The following is a 1,637-nucleotide window of genomic DNA, read 5'->3' as shown; positions in this document are numbered from 1 at the left end:
CTAACTCCTAATTACTAATTTCTAATTTTTCCCGCTGTCACTTTTTGTCATTTTGCTTTATTATATTCTTTTCAAACCATTTTAAGCCTCGCTGTTTTTTGCATGTCGGCGAGGAAGGAGTGAAAATGAATCGAAGCCAGTATTACGCCCTCTTAAAGGCAATCAAAGAAGACCCGGCGAATCTCGCCAAATTCCGCGCGCGTTTCAAGAATGTTTATCCGTTCAGCGATGCGATTTTCAAAATTCTCATGGTCAATGAACACGATCCCACGCGACTCATAAAATTTCTCAATGCAATGATGGGATTCGAAGGTCGCGACCGCATCAAGGATTATCATTTCGAACGCGAAGAACTGCCCGGAATTTTGAACAATAAAACCACAATTTTTGACATCATCGGCACAAACCAAAATGACGAACCGATTCTCATTGAAGTCCAACAAACCGACAGCGATTTTTTCATGGATCGCTTGCTGTATTACACCTCACGCGTGATTACGAATCAAGTTAAAAAGTCCGAAAGCTACGAGCTTCCGCATATTTACGTGCTTTCAATTCTCACTTGCAACCAATTTGAACTCGAGCCCGAAACTTACTTTCATCATGTAAATTTGACGAAAAATGGCGAACCGTATTATCCAAAACTGGACTTTTACTTTATCGAAGTTGAGAAATTTTTAGCAAATGATGCGCACATTCCCGAAACGGAAAAGGAGCGTTCGCAGCGCGCCGAAATGCTTCGCTTTTTCGGGGATATCATTTACGAGCGCGCCTCTCACAAACAATTTTTTGACGAGGACTTTTGCAAAAAACTTTCAAAAGATGTATCTTTAAAGCATTACGAAGATGAACTTTTCCTAAGGCAGGTTGACGGCATGACTGATTTATTATACGAAAAAGAAACAGCCTTCCGCAAGGGAGAAAAAGCGGGAATTGCTGCTGGCATTGCGAGAGGAACTGCTGCGGGAGCTTTGAACAAAGCTCGCGAAATGGCAAAAAGCTTGCTTAAACTCAAAAAGCTGTCTATTTCTGAGATTGCAGTAGCTTCGGGCCTTTCGGAAGCAGAAATTCGCAAACTGTAAATTCGAATCTCAATTCCGCAAGCATAAAAAAGTAGTCCTTCGACTACTCTTTCGTCCAATTTTCCTTTTCTATTCCGAAATTTTGTGATTTTCACAATTTTTCGGTCTTGATTCAGGCACCAAGTTCTAGATTCTTGAGAACTTAGAGCTAAGAACTTTGATCTTAGTCCTAATTTTTTGACTTATATTTGAAGGAGTATTTGGGCGAAAGCATCCTCAAGGAGTTAGATATGGCATTCGTAAGCATTGGACAAAAGTACGGTTTCGTCAGCGCTGGCGATGTCTTTCGCCAAAGGCAGGCTGAGGCGCTTGCGGAAGGAATTTCCAAAGGTCGTAAGGAAGGCGAATCTAGGAAAACGCGTTCCCTCGCCAAAGGTTTCTTGAAAAAAGGCGTTTCTGTTGAAACGATTGCCGAAGTTACCGGCCTCACAATTGACGAAATCAAAGCCTTGTAAAATCAGCAAAGAACCGCGAAAGCGGTTCTTTGCTGATTTGAATGTATCGCCCACCACAAAATTCCCTCCTTCTTGGTTACACGCATTTTCAAAAAATGAA

At 41.7% G+C, this 1,637-nt stretch carries 2 protein-coding genes; one reads left to right on the top strand and one right to left on the bottom strand.

Features of this window, described 5'->3' with window-relative positions; genetic code table 11:
• Positions 1-125 precede the first annotated feature (125 nt).
• Positions 126-1,082, top strand: coding sequence for an Rpn family recombination-promoting nuclease/putative transposase (locus B0H50_RS12980; RefSeq protein ID WP_109587926.1), 957 nt, complete (start codon positions 126-128; stop codon positions 1,080-1,082).
• A 224-nt stretch (positions 1,083-1,306) separates the two neighbouring features.
• On the opposite strand, the gene B0H50_RS13765 is transcribed toward B0H50_RS12980, so the two are convergent.
• On the bottom strand, positions 1,307-1,637 hold a 331-nt coding region (locus B0H50_RS13765), incomplete at its 5' end, for a hypothetical protein (RefSeq protein ID WP_233244842.1).

This window comes from Hallerella porci (assembly GCF_003148885.1).
In the GTDB taxonomy this organism is placed as follows: Bacteria; Fibrobacterota; Fibrobacteria; order Fibrobacterales; family Fibrobacteraceae; genus Hallerella; species Hallerella porci.
The sequence above is the reverse complement of the archived record's forward strand: the minus strand, read 5'-3'. Positions and strand labels throughout refer to the sequence as shown.